Genomic DNA, 16,617 nt, shown 5'->3' with positions numbered 1-16,617 from the left:
TTATGACAGAGAAAAGCCGTCTTGTCATCTCAGGGTCTCATGATTTTCTCTTTATAAGTTGCCTCGCCGGGCCTGCTCCCGCTCAATCGCCTCAAACAAAGCTTTAAAGTTTCCTTCACCAAATCCCCTGGCGCCTTTGCGCTGGATGATTTCAAAGAACAAGGTCGGACGGTCCACAATCGGTTTGGTGAAGATCTGCAACAGATATCCTTCATCATCCCGGTCCACCAAAATCCGGAGCCGTTTCAAATCATCCAGCTTTTCATCAATGTCGCCGACGCGTTCAAACAAATCTTCATAATACGTATCCGGGGTGTCCAAAAACTCCACGCCGTTTTTCTGCATCGTTTCCACGGTTTTCACAATGTCATCGGTAAGGAGCGCCACATGTTGAACGCCCGCACCGTGATAAAACTCCAAAAACTCCTGGATTTGTGATTTTTTCTTTCCTTCCGCCGGTTCGTTGATGGGGAACTTGATTCTTCCCGATCCGTTTTGCATCACTTTGGACATCAACGCCGAATACTCCGTGCTGATATCCTCGTCATCAAAATGAATCAACTGCTTAAAGCCCATGACTTTCTCATAATAAGCCACCCATGTCTCCATTTTTTCCACATTGCCCACCACATGGTCCACACCGGTGATGCCGGCATTCCGCACGGGGAGGTTCATTTCACACGGGATAAAGCCCGGCGCAAACAACCCTTTGTAATTTTTCCGCTCCACAAGCGTATGGACGGTGTCCCCATAGGTGCCGATGACAGCTTTTTTCAAAACCCCTTGTTCATCCCTCAATTCATACGGTTCTTTGATGGCAATGCCTCCGCGGGAAACCGCCTCTTTGAAAGCGCTTTCCACATCGTCCACCAAAAGGGCAATATCTTTGACTCCGTCACCGTGTTGCCTGACAAAGGAGGAAATCTCATGCTCCGGAGAATAAGCCCCGGTAATCAAAAAGCGCACATTCCCTTGTTCCACCAGATACGAAACGGTTTCGCGGTTTCCGGTTTCCAATCCGCTGTAAGCAACCGGACGAAATCCAAACGTCTGGCAAAAATAAGATGCAGCTTGCCTCGCATTTCCTGTGTAATACTCTAAATAGTCTACATCATGGATTGGGAAAAAATCGCTCATGTAAGAATATTCCTCCTTTATAAAATAATCTGTCATTTATAGATTAATATGCAAAAAAAAACAGCGCAAGCATCTACATTGATGCACCGCCGCTTTTCCGTAATGAAAGACTGTGGAAGTCTTCAGCAATCATTGCATATACACACGTATTTTCCAATTGGCGATCCGGGGACACATGGAAATTCCGCAGGATCCCTTCCAACCGGTACCCCAAACGTTCAGCCACTTTCCGGCTGCGTACATTTCGTTGGTCACAGCGGATCTCCACCCGGTTGGCTTTTAAAATTTCAAAAGCAAATACGGACAACCCCCGGACCGCTTCAGTGATGTACCCCTGTCTCATGTAAGACTTGCGGCACCAATAACCGATTTCAAATTTCGGTACGCTCCAGTCAATCCGGTGCAGTCCGCTGCTCCCGACAAAATCCTTGGTCTCTTTGTGAAACAAATGGAAACGCAAGTCGGTTCGCTCCAAGAACTTGCTGTGTGCCTGCCTGACATTGATTTCGGCTTGTTCTTTGGAAGGGGGAGTTTGCGCCCATGGCATCCATTGGCGCAAAAGCTCCTCGGTTTCCACCATGGCTTCATACACTTTTTCCCCGTCTCCCGGCAAAGGCAAACGAATCCATAAACGTTCGGTTTCGAAAGAATGCGGAAAATCCATCAAGATCGGAGGGATTCGCTCCATTTTTGACTCTCCATTTCTTGCTGTAATCCATACAGACCGATGATATTCATTCTAAATGTACCGGGAAGCCGGAAAAAAGACAAGGGTCAAGCTTTGCCGCCCGCTTGTTGATAGGCGGACAAGTCCTTTCGGATAAAGGCTTCCCGCAACTTGTACTTTTGGATTTTTCCGCTGGCGGTCATCGGATATTTGTCCACAAAAATGACTTGGGAAGGGATTTTGTACCGGGCAATGTTCCCTTTGCAAAACTCAATGATTTCCTCTTCCGTACAATCGACCCCCTCTTTCTTCCGGATGAAAGCCACCGAAACTTCACCATACTTTTCGTCCGGCACTCCCACAATTTGAATGTCCAAAACTTTGGGATGCGTATAGAGAAATTCCTCGATCTCCCGCGGATAAATATTTTCGCCCCCGCGAATGATCATATCTTTCAAACGTCCGGTAATCCGGTAGGTTCCATCTTCATTTTCCACTGCCAAATCACCGGTGTGAAGCCATCCTTCTTCATCAATCACTTCCCGGGTCGCCTCAGGCATTTTGTAATAGCCTTTCATCACATGGTAACCCCGGGTGCAAAGCTCCCCTTGCTTTCCTGGAGGCAACGGCTTGTTGCTTTCGGGGTCAATGATTTTCACTTCCACATGCGGCAAGGGCCTTCCCACGGTGGCCACACGCACGTCCAAAGGGTCATCCGTCCGGGTCTGGGTGATGACCGGTGAAGACTCCGTTTGGCCGTAAGCAATGGTGATTTCGCGGACCCCCATGTCTTCGGTCACTTTGCGCATCACTTCAATCGGGCAATTGGAACCGGCCATAATCCCCGTTCGCAAATGGGGGTACTTTTTCTTTCGGAAGGACGGATGATTCAATTCGGTAATAAACATGGTGGGCACCCCGTGCAGGCCTGTACACTTTTCCTTTTCCACAATCTCCAGCACTTTTCCGGCGTCAAAGGTGATCAAGGGAACCAGGGCCGCCCCGACACTGATGCCGGCTAGGGTGCCCAGGACGCACCCGAAGCAATGAAAAAAAGGCACCGGTATACAGAGGCGGTCTTTCTCCGTCAATTTCATGCACTCTGCGATATTTCGCCCGTTGTTGATGATATTGTGGTGAGAAAGCATCACGCCTTTTGGAAATCCGGTGGTGCCGGACGTGTACTGCATGTTGATCACATCATCCGGATGCAAAGATGCCTGACGGGCTTTGACTTCCTCCTCCCGGACCTCCCTCCCCATTTCAATCAGGTCCTTCCAGCAAAACATCCCGGGGGCCGGTTCATCATCGAGCAGTATGACATTTTTCAATTTGGGCAATCTCTTGGATTTTAACCGGCCGGGCGGACATTCTTTTAACTCCGGGCATATTTCATAAAGCATATCGACATAGGAAACGCCTTTTACTTCCCTCTCCAAAATCAGTGTCTCCGTATCCGATTGCTTCAGCAAATATTCCAGTTCGCGCACGCGGTAATTGGTGTTGACCGTAATCAAAACCACCCCGGTCATGCCGGTGGCAAATTGGGAAATCAACCATTCCGGTTGGTTCAGAGCCCAGATGGCCAGGTGATGCCCTTTGTCCAACCCCAGATTAATCAATCCTTTGGCAGCTTCGATCACCTTTTTTTGAAAGTCCTCATAAGTCCAGCGAATGCCTTTCTCCGGATAAATCACCGCTTCTTTTTTTCCATGGAGCTTCACTTGTTCGTCCAACAAATCCCCCAGCGTGTAATGAACCAGTTCCGCCAAGATATGACCTCCCTTTTCAACAGCCGATTTCACGTGCAATGATATTGCGCTGAATCTCCGAGGTTCCTTCCCCGATCTCGGTCAATTTGGCATCACGGAAATACCGCTCCACTTTATAATCGTGCATATATCCCCAGCCGCCATGAATTTGCACCGCTTGATTGGCAACTTCCATGGCCACTTCCGAAGCAAACAATTTACAGATGGAAGCTTCCTTGGTAAACCGTTTTCCCTGATCCTTCAACCAGGCAGCTTTATATACATAAGTCCGGGCCAATTCAATTTTCATGTGCATATCCGCCAATTTATGCTGAATCGCCTGAAACTTGGACAGAGATTGGCCAAATTGTTTCCGTTCTTTCGCATACTTCAAAGCCAATTCATAGGCTCCCTGCGCTATTCCGACCGCCATGGCCCCGATCCCGATCCGGCCCCCGTCCAGGGTGATCAAAAACTGTTTAAACCCTTTTCCCCTTTCCCCCAAAATATTTTCTTCCGGAACGTGCACATCTTCCAACACCAATTCGGTGGTATTGGAACTGTTTAACCCCAGCTTCACATAATGATCCAGCACTTGGAACCCGGGCGCATCCGTCGGAACGATAAACGCGGTGATTTCTTTGCGGTCTCCGGATTGGCCGGTCACGGCGGTCAAAGCCAAATACTTTGCATAACTGGCATTAGTGATGAAACATTTGCTGCCATTTATGACCCACTCGTCCCCTTTTTTGACAGCGCGGGTTTTGGTTCCTCCGGCATCGGAACCGGCATTGGGTTCGGTGAGCCCAAAAGCCCCCAAGGTCTTTCCTTCACACAACGGAACCAGATATTTTTCTTTTTGTTCTTTGGTTCCAAAGAGATAGAGTGGAGCACACCCCAATGAGATGTGAGCAGAATAAGTGATTCCGGTGGAAGCACAAACCCGGCTCAATTCCTCCACGGCAATGGCAAAGCTGATCGTATCTGCACCCGCTCCTCCGTATTCTTCCGGAAAGGGCAACCCCATTAATTTAAGATTGGACATTTTCTGAAAAATATCCTTGGGAAATTGCTTGCTTCGATCCCTTTCATCCGCTCCCGGAGCCACCTCTCCTTCGGCAAAATCACGCATCAAAGATCGGATCATTTGTTGCTCGGATGTCAATTCGTAGTTCATGTTTCCCCACTCCTTCGGTCCGAATGACAGCGTTTTCATTTTTATTATAAATTTTTTTATTCTATTTATTCAATAATTTTCGGTTATTCGCCCCAAACGGGCCCAAAATTGTCCGAAACTTATTTGCAATGAGGGTTGAAAAGGGATAAAATTGAATCAACAAAAAAGAAACGCACCCGGTTGGGTGCGTCAAACCACCAAATTTTATTCGAGGAAATCTTTTAAACGTTTGCTGCGGCTTGGATGACGCAATTTGCGAAGTGCTTTGGCTTCAATCTGACGAATCCGTTCCCGTGTCACGCCAAAGACTTTCCCGACTTCTTCCAAAGTGCGGGTGCGTCCATCATCCAATCCAAAACGTAAACGCAAAACATTTTCTTCCCGTTCCGACAAGGTATCCAACACATCTTTCAACTGTTCTTTCAACAATTCATAAGCCGCGGCATCCGCTGGTGCTTGTGCATCATCATCCGGAATGAAATCGCCCAGATGGGAGTCATCTTCTTCTCCGATCGGCGTTTCCAACGAAACGGGTTCTTGGGCAATTTTCATGATTTCCCGTACCTTTTCAGGGCTTAAACTCATTTCTTCGGCAATTTCTTCCGGTGTCGGCTCCCGGCCGAGTTCTTGCAACAATTGACGGGACACGCGAATCAATTTATTAATGGTTTCCACCATATGAACCGGGATTCGAATAGTGCGGGCCTGATCGGCAATGGCGCGGGTGATGGCTTGCCGGATCCACCAGGTTGCGTACGTGCTGAATTTAAATCCTTTACGGAAATCAAACTTTTCAACGGCTTTAATCAGCCCCATATTTCCTTCCTGAATCAAATCCAAGAACAACATTCCCCGTCCGACATACCGCTTGGCGATACTGACCACCAGGCGCAAGTTGGCTTCAGCCAGCCGCTGCTTGGCTTCTTCATCCCCCTGTTCAATCCGTTTAGCCAATTCGACTTCTTCTTCCGCAGTCAGCAAAGGAACACGGCCAATCTCTTTGAGATACATCCGGACAGGGTCATTGATTTTAACTCCCGGCGGAACATTTAAATCATCATCCACAAACTCCTCGTCATCGACCTCGGTTTCATCAAAATCCGAATCGTCTTCTTCATTGACCACTTCGATTCCCTGATCATGCAAGTGTTCAAAAAACTCGTCCATTTGTTGGGAACTTTGGTCGAAAGGAGACATTTTTTCCATGATCATTTTATAAGATAAAACACCTTGCTTTTTGCCTTTTTCCACCAATTGTTCTTTGGCTTGATCCAAAGTTAGTTCCATTTCATTTTGTTTGTTCGCCAAGTTCCTTTCCTCCTCCTTTCTGATGAACTCGTTTCCTAAATCCGCATATGCAACTGATTACGCAACTGCGTAACTTCCTTTAACAACTTTGCGGCTTTGACGGGTTCATCAGCACGCGATAGTTGTTCAATCTGTCTCTCCTTTTCTTCAATCTGTTTCAGGAGAGGAACATCTCGTATATGGTGAACACAATCCCTCAATTCCTTTTCCGAAATCTCATCGGGCAACTCCATGAAAGCAAGTTTTGCGGCCACTGATTCCAGATCGGGGTCGGTCAATGTACGGATAAAGGCTCCGGGATCTTCCGGGCTGTCCCGGTCATAGTAAGAATAAAGATAAGCTGCCAACACGGCATAAATTTCTGTATTGAAATCAGCTCCCAAATGGGTTTTCACCCATTCCGTCACTGATCTGCTTCTCATCATATGGGCAATCAGATACATCTCCGATTTCTCGGCAATCGACCGGGGTTGAGCACCTCCGATCAAATGTTTGCCAATCTCTTGATACCCATTATTCCACTTGGAGCCATCTTTATCCCTTTTGCTTTTCTGCTTTATCCGCTTTGCTTTCCGCAGTTCATCTTTCAGGGCATCCAATGAAAGATGAAACTCTCCGGCCAACCGGCGAAGATAGTGATCTTGTTCAATGGCTTGAGGCAACCTGGCAATGACACCGACCGCTTCGGCCAGATATTTCATGCGTTCGTCTTCATCCTGCAAATCATATTTTTTCTTTAGGATTTCCAATTTAAATGCCGTTAATGGCATGGCCGCCGCCAAAATTTCTTCTTTAAACGCCGTCTTTCCGAACCGCCGGATGTAATCGTCCGGATCCAATCCCAAGGGCATTTGCGCGACTTTGACCGTGCATCCTTCATTTTTTAACAATTCAATTCCTCTGAAAGCCGCATTCTGCCCGGCTTCATCGGAATCGTAACTCAAAATGACATGGTCTGAATTTCTCTTCAGGATTCGTGCTTGGGTTTCGCTCAGAGCCGTTCCCAACGTCGCAACACCATTGGGAACCCCTGCCTGCCAGGCAGAGATCACATCCATGTATCCTTCAAACAGAACGGCTTTGGAATGTTTACGTATGTGAGAACGTGCACGATGAAGATTATATAAATGATTCCGTTTATGAAATAATATTGTATCAGGACTGTTCAAATACTTCGGTTGTCCGTCTCCCAATGCCCGTCCGCCAAAGCCGATCACTTTTCCCTGGGCGTCATGAATCGGAAACATCAGGCGATGTCGAAAACGGTCATAATATTTTTTAGTGTATCCTTGTTCACGCGATGTGATTAATCCAATTTTTTCGAGGATCTCTTCGGAAAACCCTCTTTTTTTAAGGAATGACAGTAGAAATTGAAAAGATGAAGGTGCATAGCCAAGTTGAAACTCTTTGACGGCCTCCGGCAGGATTTCCCGTTGCTTGAGATATTGTCTTGCAACACGGCCGTACTTTGTGGAAAGGAGCACATAATGATACAACTTTGCAGTCAGATCGAGAGCTTTTCTCATTTGCCGGCGCATTTGTTCCTCTTCATCGGAAAGATCTTCCGCAACCGGCTTGGGAACGGGAATGCCGGCTTGTTCAGCTAAATGCGTCACGGCTTCGACAAACGTGTACTGCTCCAGCTCCATGACAAATTTGATCACATCTCCGCCTTTCCCGCAACCGAAACAATAAAAAATCTGTTTATCAGGCGCGACCGAAAAGGAAGGAGTTTTCTCTGAATGAAAAGGGCACAATCCAAAATAATTCTTACCGCTTTTTTTCAGGGAAACGGTCTGTTCAATCACATCGACAATATCATACTCTTTTCTGACTTGGTCAATGACTTCATCAGGAATCCTTCCTTTCATATCCATCACTGCTTTCTAAAGAATTCCTAATAAAAGGTATGGATGGATTGATTCCCCTGCACGAATGTTAACTATTCGCCAACATTCGGCAAACTCCTCCTTCAATCCTTTTTTTATAAAATGGCAATATCTGCAAAAAGTGCTTTGACCTTTCCCTATCCCCTTATTCTACATTAAAAATCGCTTCTCCTTCTAGGTGCCTTCTTTTAAAAATCAGGAGGATAAAAAACCAGGGGAATGAATTCATCATCATATCATTGCATTTTATTTTAATTTTGTAAAGAAATCTTTTTAAAGAAAAAATACCCAACGCGTGGGTATTTTTTTAAATAAATTTATTCTAGTACTACTTTCATATTCTTGCAAGCTTATTTCTCCAAAATGACGGCTTGTGCGGCGGCAAGCCTTGCCAACGGAACCCGGAAGACAGAGCAGCTGACATAATTCATCCCGACTTCATGGCAAAATCGGATGGATTCTTTTTCTCCGCCGTGCTCCCCGCAAATGCCGGTCTTTAAGGCTGGCTTTGTGTTTCTTCCTTTTTCCGTCCCGATGCGAACCAGCTCCCCGACACCTTCGCGGTCAAGGCGGATGAACGGGTTATCCGGCAGGATTTTCTGATCCACATAGGTATGCAAAAATTTGCCTTCCGCATCATCCCGGCTGTAGCCGAACGTCGTCTGGGTCAAATCATTGGTTCCGAAAGAGAAGAAATCGGCTTCTTCTGCAATTTGGTCTGCCGTCAAGGCTGCTCTCGGAATCTCGATCATGGTTCCCACCTGATATGAAACGCTTACATTTTCAGCCGCCATGACTTCAGCCGCCACTTGTTCCACCAAGGCACGCATCCGTTTCAATTCCTCCACATGCCCCACCAGCGGGATCATGATCTCCGGCTCCACCCGGATGCCTTCTTTGATGCATTCCACTGCCGCTTGGAAGATCGCTTCTGCCTGCATTCGGTAAATTTCGGGGTGAATGATCCCCAGACGGCATCCCCGGTGCCCCAGCATCGGGTTAAACTCATGGAGGGAACGCACTTTTTTAAGCAAATGTTCTTTTTGGCGGTACTCCCCGGTGCCTTCTTGCCCCGCCACTTGCATTTTGGTGATTTCCACCAGCAAGTCTTCCATATTCGGCAGGAATTCATGCAGCGGTGGATCCAACAGCCGGATGTTGACCGGCAATCCGTCCATCGCCCGGAAAATTCCTTTGAAGTCTTCTTTTTGCATGGGCAAAAGCTCATCGAGCGCCTGTTGTCTTTCTTCCTGGTCATCGGCCAGAATCATCCGTTGCACGATCGGAATCCGCTTGGGATCCATAAACATGTGCTCCGTGCGGCATAATCCGATTCCTTCCGCCCCCAGTTCCCGTGCTTTTTCCGCATCTTCCGGATTGTCAGCATTGGTGCGCACTTTCAACCTTCTGATTTCATCCGCCCATTTCAGCAATTCCCGGAACTCGGGAGTCAATTCGGGATCCTTCATCGGAACTTCGCCGATAAACACTTGTCCGGTTCCCCCGTCGATGGACAAAACGTCCCCTTCCCGGAGGGTCACATCCTCTACGGTCACCGTTTTTTGGCGCAAATCGATTTTCAACTGTTCACATCCGCATACGCATGCTTTTCCCATTCCCCTGGCGACCACGGCAGCATGGCTTGTCATTCCGCCGCGGCTTGTCAAAATCCCTTGTGCCGCCAAAACACCATGAATATCTTCCGGCGTCGTTTCCGGCCGGACCAACAACACCCGTTTGCCCTCTTTGGCCCAGGCTTCCGCCGTGTCCGCGTCAAAAACAATTTGTCCGGAAGCCGCTCCAGGCGATGCGGGCAATCCTTTGGCCCATGCGGTCAGCTTGGCGTTATGGTCGATCCGGCGGTGTAACATCTGTTCCAATTGCTCCGGTTCGACCCGCATCAGGGCCTCTTCGCGCGAGATGATTCCTTCCCCGGCCATCTGAACGGCAATCTTCACCGCAGCTTGCGAAGTTCTTTTGCCAACTCTCGTTTGCAGAATGTATAATTTTTTATTTTCAATGGTAAATTCAATATCCTGCATATCCCGGTAAGCGCTTTCCAATTGGTTGCAGATGCGGACCAACTCCTCATAAACATCCGGCATCTCTTTTTCCAGATCGGCGATCGGTTTGGGAGTGCGAATGCCGGCCACCACATCTTCCCCTTGCGCGTTAAACAAAAACTCCCCGTATAACTCTTTCTCCCCGCTGGAAGGGTTTCGTGTGAAGCAAACCCCCGTCCCTGATTCATTCCCCATGTTCCCGAAAACCATGGTTTGCACATTGACGGCCGTTCCCAAATCATCCGGAATTCCGTTCATTTTCCGGTAAATTTTGGCCCGGTTGTTATTCCATGAAGAGAACACGGCTACAATGGCTTGTTTCAATTGCTCCATCGGCTCCTGGGGGAAAGGGTTTTTGGTTTCCTTCCAAATCAGTTCTTTAAACGCGCGAATCACTTCCTGCCAATCCTCTGCATCCAGTTCGGTATCCAGTTCAACGCCTTTTTTCTCTTTCACCTTTTGGATGACTTGTTCGAATTTGTAATGATCCACGCCCAACACGACATCCCCGAACATTTGGATAAACCGGCGGTAACAATCATAGGCAAAGCGGGGATTGCCGGTTTGCCCGGCCAGGCCGGCCGCCGTTTGGTCATTGAGCCCCAGATTCAAAATCGTATCCATCATGCCCGGCATGGAAAATTTGGCGCCTGAACGGACCGAGACCAGCAACGGGCGCTTGGGATGGCCCAGTTTTTTTCCGGTTTCTTTTTCCAGACCGGATATCGCTTCTTTCACCTGCTCCAATAATTCTTCTTTTAACCCTTCCCCGCTTTTCAGAAAGTCATTGCACGCTTCGGTGGTGATGGTAAATCCCGGCGGAACGGGCAGACCGACACGGGTCATGTCTGCCAGATTCGCCCCTTTGCCTCCCAACAAATCTTTCATGTCCCTGTTTCCTTCATGAAAACGGTAAACCTGTTTCAAACCCACTGCTATTGTCCCCCTTTTTGAATGATATCCAGTATGAGATTTGCTGTTTCTTCCACGGCTTTGTTGGATACGTTGATCACCGGGCATCCCAGGCGGCGAATCACCCGTTCTGCATAATCCAGCTCTTCCAGGATCCGCTCCATGCTCGCATAGTTGGCACCGGAAGCCAGCCCCAATGCTTTCAGCCTTTCCGTCCGGATGTGATTTAATTGTTCCGGATCAATGGTCAGGCCGATAATGCGATGTGAGGGAACTTGCAGCAACTCTTCCGGCGGTTCCACTTCCGGAACAAGCGGGACGTTGGCCACTTTAAAGCGCTTGTGGGCCAAATACATGGACAGCGGTGTTTTCGAAGTCCGGGAAACCCCCACCAATATGACATCGGCTTTCAAAAGGCCCCGCGGATCTTTGCCGTCATCATATTTCACGGCAAATTCGATCGCTTCCACTTTGCGGAAATAATCTTCATCCAACTGGTGGATCAGCCCCGGCTTGTATTTGGGTTCATGCTGAAACAGCTCAGACATGCCTTGAATCATCGGCCCCATGATATCCACATAAGGGACTTGCTTGCGTCCGGCCTCTGTGATCAGGAGCTCTTGCAATTCCGGAACCACCAAAGTAAAAGCGATCAGCGCTTTTTCCTCTTTGGCGGCTTGTACCGTCTCAATGACGGTATCCGCATCGTTCACATAAGGGATGCGGCGGATTTCGATTTCTCCCCCGTTAAATTGGCTGGAAGCAGCTTTGACCACCAGTTCTGCTGTCTCTCCCACGGAATCGGAAACGACATATACGACTCGTTGCTTTTCTGACATATAAGGTCATACTCCCTCCCTTAATTTCTTCAAGGTTGTCCAAGCTCGACAAATACTTTGACCAGCGTCGTTTTGCTGATCCGGCCGATCACTTCGAGTTGCTGTTCATCCCCGTCGACCGGGCGAACCACCGGCAAAGAATCCACTTCATGGCGCATCATCTGTTTCGCCGCATAGTAAAGGGTATCTTCCGGCTTGCAAGTGATGATGTTCGGCATCCGGGTCATCACGACCCCGATGGGCATCGATTGCAATTCTTGTTTTCCCATCGCCGCCTGCAATAAGTCTTTCCGTGACACAACACCGACCAGATTGCCTTCTTTTTTTATCACGTAGAGCGAACCGACATCTTCCAAAAACATGGTGCAAATCCCGTCATAAACCGATGTGTGTTCCTGTACGACCACCGGGCGGGATTTGTAATCTTTCACCAGCAAATGACGGATATGTTCCCCCATCAGTTGGTTCGCGGTCTTTCCCGAGTAAAAATAGCCGACACGCGGTCTGGCTTCAAGAAAACCGGCCATGGTCAAGATTGCCAGATCAGGCCGCAACGTGGCTCTGGTTAAGTGAAGTTTGTCGGCAATATGTTCTCCTGTAATCGGACCCTCTTCCTTGACAATCTCCAGGATTTTCTCTTGACGCTTTGTGAGCTCGATTTTTTCACACCTCCCACGAAAGCCTTGCTTTTATTAATTGTGACATACTTTTGATCAAAAATCCATGTCTAGTATATAACATTTTTCATCCTTCTTACCAGTGTAATTTTTATCGCTTTTTGAGTTAACATAAGGGTAGATTTGAATCCCGATGATGGAGGACACACCATGTTATTCAACCATCCGATTGCAGTCAGTTGTTCGTGTGATTATTCTTGTTTTCATCATGCCAAAGCCCATGATGTGCAGTATATTGAAGTTCAACTTCCTGAAAAGCCCTTTGATCCCGGCCAATTCCGGGACATGATCAACACCGGCCGGCTCCGGCCCGTCGCTTTTCGGATGCCGCCTTCCGCGGGGCTTGGAACCGGGGCATTCAACCCTGAAGACTGGGAAAAATGGCTTCATCTTTTGCATCAATCCACCGATGAAAAAGGCCGCCGCCTCATCTGCAGCGGCCGGAAAGTTCCGCTCGGCATTATATTTGAATACCTGGACCGTCATCCCACGGACTTTTCCGCATTGCAGGACTTTAAAGATCAATATGTGAAAACCATCGCATCCCAACTGGAAGAGATTCAAAAACTTTGCCGGCCCCTTGGGTTTGAACTGTATTTGGAAAATGCCCCGATGGGGGGAGAACACTACTTTGAACCGGGACGCGCCGATTTGTATCCGGCTCTGCGAACCCCCCGACATTTACTGGAAATCGCCGAAAACACGGGTGTGCGCCTTTGTTTTGACACTGCCAACGCCTGCATCACGTCCAATGTGCTCACCTACATGCACCGATCCCGGAGTTTGTTTGCTGGGGCAACCGAACAAGAAATCACCCACAGAACCAACAACTGGGTGGATTTTTATCAACAGATTCAAAACCATGTGGGATTGGTCCGCCTTTCTTATGCCCACAGCTGGGGGGACACCAAAACCACTCACCACATCCCGTTCCCTCCGTCTGCTTACGGGGAATTGATTCAATTTGCCGAGCTGATCCGGGAGCAAACCCCCGTCATTCTCCCGGGGGAACATTTGGAGGAAATGATCCAAACCCTCCATCAATTGAAAAAAAGCTGAGCAAAAAAAGAAACAGCTTTGAAGCTGTTTCTTTTTTAAGCGAAAACGATCTGGTTAAAATCAGCAAACCGGTGAATCAATCGGGTGACGTCACTAAGCAATGCAAGGCGGTTACTTTTGATTTCCTCTTCTTCCACCATCACCATCACCCGGTCAAAGAAGTGATGAATATCGGGTGCCATTTGCGCCAGGGCTTGATACATGCCAAGGAAATCTTGTTGCTTTTCCGCTTCCTCATAACCGGCTTTCACTTCTTCCAACCGGCGGTAAAGCGCCTTTTCAGCATCCTCCCGGAAAAGGGACGGATCCGGCGTGGAATCTTCGGCATTTTTCGCCAATCGCGCAACACGCGTAAACCCTTCAACTTCTTCTTTAAACGCTTCCCGTCCGACTTGCCCCATCAATACCCGGGCTTTTTCCACGACTTGCACGGGATGGGAAAGATCGGAGGCCAATACCGCATCCATCACATCATACCGGATTTGCTGCTCCTGCAATACCGTACGCAGGCGGAGCGCAAAGAATTCATGCAGTTCTTTTTCCAGTTCGCCGGGATGCTTTTGAAGCAATCCGGCATCGTCCAGTTGCGCCAAGGAAAGTTGCCACAATTGCTTTAAAGAAAGCTTGTGGTAATCCCCGGCCAACAAAATCTGGATGATCCCCTGCGCTTTTCTGCGCAAGCCGTAGGGGTCTTGTGATCCGGTCGGCTGAATCCCGATTCCAAAGCTGGACACAATTGCATCGATTTTATCAGCAAGCGAGAGCAATCCGGCAATTCTCCGGCTTGGGAGGGCATCTCCGGAAAAACGGGGCAAATGGTGCTCATACACGGTTTCGGCCACTTCCGTTTCCTCTCCGGCATTCAGTGCATAAGTGCGCCCCATGATTCCTTCCAGTTCGGGAAATTCCCCGACCATCTGGGTCACGGCGTCAAACTTGCAAATGTGCGCCGCCCGTTTTAATTGAGACCGCTCTTTTTCCGAAAGGCCGATCCCGTCAGCCAGTTGTGCGGCAAGTGCTACGAGCCGGCGCACCCGATCTCCCAGGCTTCCCAATTCATCTTGATACACAATCTGATCCAATTTTTGTACGGCATCATCCAACGCAAGCTTTAAATCTTCTTCATAGAAGAAGCGGGCATCAGACAAGCGGGCACGGAGCACCTTCTCATTTCCTTTGGCCACCGTTTCCAAATATTGGTCATCTCCGTTGCGGACCGTCACAAAATAAGGCAATAACCGGCCGTTTTGATCTTCCACCGGAAAATAACGTTGATGTTCCCGCATGGTGGTGACCAACACTTCACGCGGCAGAATCAGAAACTCTTCATCGTATTGCCCGTACAACACCGTCGGGTATTCCACCAGATGGGTAATCTCCTTCAACAAGCCTTCCTCTGTCGGAATCACCCAACCCTTTTCTTCCTCCAACCTTCTCAGCTGGTTCAAAATGGCATTTCTTCTCGTCTCCACGTCGGCCAAAACATATTGCTGATTCATCACCTCTTCATAAGCACCGGCTTCCGGAATCACCGCTTCGCTTCCCAAAAAGCGATGCCCCCTGGTTTGATTGCCTGCCGTCAGCCCCGCCCACCGGACGGGAATGATTTCGTCTCCCAACAGACAAACCAGCCAGCGCACCGGACGGATAAACCTGACCCGCGAATTCCAGCGCATGGTCTTTGGAAAATGGAATTGGTTCAGCAAAGACGGAATCCCTTCCGGCAACAACTCCGCCGTCCGTTTTCCAGGTTGGTGAATTTTGGCAAAAACGTAGTTTTCCCCTTTCACCTCTTTGAGAACAAGTTGTTCGGGATCCACCCCTTGTTTTTTGGCAAATCCCTGAGCCGCTTTGCTCCAGGTGCCATCCTCCAGCTTGGCGATTTTTTCCGCAGGCCCTCTCACTTCTTTATACACGTCTTCTTGCCGTTCCAAAACGCCTGTGACACAAACGGCCAACCGGCGCGGGGTTGCATAGGTTTTGCAATGGCTGTATTGAACCCGGTTTTCTTCCAGCCAACCGGTCAACTTGTCTTTCAGCTGGGCCGCCGCATCATCCACAAACCGGGCCGGAATTTCCTCGCAACCGATTTCCAGCAACAAATCCTTGCTCATTTGCTTCTTCCCCCTTCTTGTTTTAATAAGGGATAACCCAATTTCTCCCTTTGCTCGACGAAAGCTTTGGCGATTTTCCGGGCCAGGTTTCGCACCCGTCCGATATAACCGGTCCGCTCCGTCACACTGATCGCTCCCCGGGCTTCCAGCAGATTGAAGACATGCGAGCATTTCAGCGCATAGTCATATGCCGGGAAAACCAATTGGTCCTCCAAAGCCCTCATCGCTTCTTTCTCAAAGTCGTCAAACTGGCGGAAGAGCCACTCTTTATTGGAGACTTCAAAGGTATATTTGGAATGCTCATATTCCGGCTGGCCAAACACATCGCCATACTTTACGCCATCCACCCATTCAAGGTCAAAGACATTTTCCTTTTCCTGAATGTAAGAGGCCAAGCGTTCCAATCCGTAAGTCAATTCCACGGAAACCGGATCCACATCCAGACTGCCCACTTGTTGGAAATATGTAAATTGGGTCACTTCCATCCCGTCCAGCCATACTTCCCATCCCAGTCCGGCCGCGCCGAATGTCGGGTTTTCCCAGTTGTCTTCCACAAACCGGATATCATGCTTGGACGGGTCAATCTCCAACGCTTCCAAGCTTTTTAAATAGATTTCCTGAATGTTGTCCGGTGCCGGCTTTAACAGCACTTGAAATTGATGGTGCTGGTAAAGGCGGTTGGGATTTTCCCCGTAACGGCCATCCGCCGGACGCCGGGAAGGTTCCACATACGCCACGTTCCACGGTTCCGGACCCAACGCCCTTAAAAAAGTCATTGGATTTAAGGTTCCGGCCCCTTTTTCCGTATCGTAGGGCTGGGCGAGGATACAACCATGCGAAGCCCAATAATCTTGCAATCGTTTGATCATCTCCTGCATGTTCACAGCTTTCCACCTCCGTCAAATTTCCACCTAAAAAACCTCTCATCCCTGACAAAACCCATGGTTTTCTCATAGGGACGAGAGGTTTTCCCGCGGTTCCACCCTATTTGACCCGGACTTGGTCCAGGCCCGCTTTTTATCAT

At 48.7% G+C, this 16,617-nt stretch carries 12 protein-coding genes; 1 reads left to right on the top strand and 11 read right to left on the bottom strand.

The window, feature by feature from the left end; translation table 11 throughout:
* Positions 1-51: 51 nt before the first annotated feature.
* The 9 genes from hppD to NYE37_RS05480 form a co-directional block, all read right to left on the bottom strand.
* Complete coding sequence (gene hppD / locus NYE37_RS05520) at positions 52-1,173, bottom strand: 4-hydroxyphenylpyruvate dioxygenase (protein WP_037994498.1); 1,122 nt, start codon at positions 1,171-1,173, stop codon at positions 52-54.
* A 37-nt stretch (positions 1,174-1,210) separates the two neighbouring features.
* Positions 1,211-1,825, bottom strand: a complete 615-nt coding sequence (locus NYE37_RS05515; RefSeq protein ID WP_049720340.1) for a GNAT family N-acetyltransferase — start codon at positions 1,823-1,825, stop codon at positions 1,211-1,213.
* Positions 1,826-1,911: 86 nt separating this feature from the next.
* Positions 1,912-3,567, bottom strand: coding sequence for an AMP-binding protein (locus NYE37_RS05510; protein WP_049720407.1), 1,656 nt, complete (start codon positions 3,565-3,567; stop codon positions 1,912-1,914).
* A 25-nt stretch (positions 3,568-3,592) separates the two neighbouring features.
* On the bottom strand, positions 3,593-4,732 hold the full coding sequence (locus tag NYE37_RS05505) for an acyl-CoA dehydrogenase (protein WP_037994500.1): 1,140 nt from the start codon (positions 4,730-4,732) through the stop codon (positions 3,593-3,595).
* A 204-nt stretch (positions 4,733-4,936) separates the two neighbouring features.
* Complete coding sequence (rpoD, locus tag NYE37_RS05500) at positions 4,937-6,019, bottom strand: RNA polymerase sigma factor RpoD (protein ID WP_445330306.1); 1,083 nt, start codon at positions 6,017-6,019, stop codon at positions 4,937-4,939.
* 56 nt (positions 6,020-6,075) lie between these two features.
* The gene (gene dnaG, locus NYE37_RS05495; RefSeq protein ID WP_340711864.1) at positions 6,076-7,911 is read right to left on the bottom strand and encodes a DNA primase; all 1,836 of its coding nucleotides are present in this window, start codon (positions 7,909-7,911) and stop codon (positions 6,076-6,078) included.
* 368 nt (positions 7,912-8,279) lie between these two features.
* Positions 8,280-10,925: a pyruvate, phosphate dikinase gene (ppdK, locus tag NYE37_RS05490; protein WP_282957130.1), complete on the bottom strand. Its 2,646-nt coding sequence runs from the start codon at positions 10,923-10,925 to the stop codon at positions 8,280-8,282.
* A gap of 2 nt (positions 10,926-10,927) precedes the next feature.
* Positions 10,928-11,743, bottom strand: a complete 816-nt coding sequence (locus NYE37_RS05485) for a pyruvate, water dikinase regulatory protein (protein ID WP_037994505.1) — start codon at positions 11,741-11,743, stop codon at positions 10,928-10,930.
* Positions 11,744-11,772: 29 nt separating this feature from the next.
* On the bottom strand, positions 11,773-12,402 hold the full coding sequence (locus tag NYE37_RS05480) for a helix-turn-helix transcriptional regulator (protein WP_062843147.1): 630 nt from the start codon (positions 12,400-12,402) through the stop codon (positions 11,773-11,775).
* Positions 12,403-12,570: 168 nt separating this feature from the next.
* Between NYE37_RS05480 and NYE37_RS05475 the strand changes: the two genes are divergently transcribed.
* The gene (locus NYE37_RS05475) at positions 12,571-13,479 is read left to right on the top strand and encodes a hypothetical protein (RefSeq protein WP_037994509.1); all 909 of its coding nucleotides are present in this window, start codon (positions 12,571-12,573) and stop codon (positions 13,477-13,479) included.
* A 35-nt stretch (positions 13,480-13,514) separates the two neighbouring features.
* On the opposite strand, the gene glyS is transcribed toward NYE37_RS05475, so the two are convergent.
* On the bottom strand, positions 13,515-15,593 hold the full coding sequence (glyS, locus tag NYE37_RS05470) for a glycine--tRNA ligase subunit beta (RefSeq protein WP_037994511.1): 2,079 nt from the start codon (positions 15,591-15,593) through the stop codon (positions 13,515-13,517).
* Positions 15,590-16,477, bottom strand: coding sequence for a glycine--tRNA ligase subunit alpha (gene glyQ, locus NYE37_RS05465; protein ID WP_082240614.1), 888 nt, complete (start codon positions 16,475-16,477; stop codon positions 15,590-15,592). Before glyQ ends, glyS begins: the two co-directional genes overlap by 4 nt.
* Positions 16,478-16,617: the final 140 nt, after the last annotated feature.

Source organism: Thermoactinomyces sp. FSL K6-2592 (assembly GCF_038006465.1).
Lineage (GTDB): Bacteria > Bacillota > Bacilli > Thermoactinomycetales > Thermoactinomycetaceae > Thermoactinomyces > Thermoactinomyces vulgaris.
The sequence above is the reverse complement of the archived record's forward strand: the minus strand, read 5'-3'. Positions and strand labels throughout refer to the sequence as shown.